General features: G+C 64.3%; 1 pseudogene. It reads right to left on the bottom strand.

The features are described from left to right. Nucleotides 1-75 precede the first annotated feature (75 nt). Nucleotides 76-1154, bottom strand: a pseudogene (locus tag AC6EUL_RS22795) (IS630 family transposase). Nucleotides 1155-1425 lie beyond the last annotated feature (271 nt).

Raw genomic sequence — 1425 nt, 5'->3', positions numbered from 1 at the left:
CGCTCAGCATCGTCCCTCCTGCATCAGAGAGACGAAAACGAAAGCCAAACCAATCCGTTCAGGCGACGACAGACCCTAGTGGTCTGAGTTAGAAGTCTGTTTGCAGAAGCGGGCGACATTGGCCAAGATTGCGTCAGCGGACTTGGTCCAGACGAACGGCTTGGGATGAGCATTGGTCTCGGCGATGTAATCGCGGATCGCCGCCTCCAGATCCTCTGTGCTGGTGAAGGCGCCACGTTCCAGCCGACGCCGGCTCAGCACCGAGAACCAGCACTCCACCAGGTTGAGCCACGACGCGCTCGTCGGTGTGAAATGAAGATGAAACCGAGGATGCTGAACCAGCCAGTCGTGCACCAACTTCGTCTTGTGCGTCTTCAGGTTGTCGAGAACCAGATGCACCTCCAGATCCGCTGCAACGGATTGCTCGACCTGATCCAGGAACGCGCGGAACTCGGCGCTACGATGGTGGCCTTCACACCGGCCGATGACGGTGCCGGCCTTGACGTCGAGGGCCGCGAACAGGTCGAGCGTCCCATGTCGGCGATAGTCGTGAGTGGTTCGCTCGGCGTGGCCCGGCCGCAGCGGGTAGGCCGGCGCCGTGCCCTGCACCGCTTGGATCTGGGGCTTCTCATCGACGCACAGCACCAGAGCGCGGTCGGGAGGAGCGAGGTAGAGGCCGACCACGTCGCGGACCTTCTCGATGAAGGCGGGATCGGACGAGAGCTTGAAGGTCTGGGGCCGATGAAGGCGCGCCAGATGCGCGAGACCGCGCTCTGGCTCATCCCGCTCCGCTGCGCCATCGCACGGGTGCTCCAGTGCGTGGCTTGGCGCGGAGTTTCTTCCAGGGTGAGGGTGACGAGACGCTCGACCGCCTCGTCATCGATGCGGCGGGGTGCGCCGGACCGGGGCGCATCGACCAATCCCTCGAGCCGGCTGGCGGCGAAGCGACCGCGCCAAAGGGTCACCGTCTGGCGGCTGACACCGAGCGCCGTCGCTACGCCGAGGTTGGTGGCACCCGGCTCGGCGCAGGCCAGGATGATGCGCAGGCGCTGGGCCAGCGCCTGCCCGGTCCCGTGTCGGCGCAGCAGGCCCTGAACCTCACCCTGCTCGTGCTCGCTCAGAGCGAGGGCGACTGCCTTCGGACCACGCGACATGGCGCACCTCCATCAGGAAGTGCCCAACAATCCGCTCATCCTACAAAACTGTCAAACCTCTTCCAACTCAGACCACTAGCTGTTGCACATGGCAGGACAGGGATCCCGAGCACCCCTTCATCGGCGACACGGCTGGTTGCAAGCCTCATGCGTGCACAACCTGGCACGACAGGCGCCGGAATCTAATCTTAGGGACGCAGCATACCGTTGGGACCGATGATCGTGCCTGGTCCCACCAAGGATCAAGGGCGACCCAGGGCAGGCTCATCCA

Source organism: Methylobacterium sp. 001424705 (assembly GCF_059816145.1).
The sequence above is the reverse complement of the archived record's forward strand: the minus strand, read 5'-3'. Positions and strand labels throughout refer to the sequence as shown.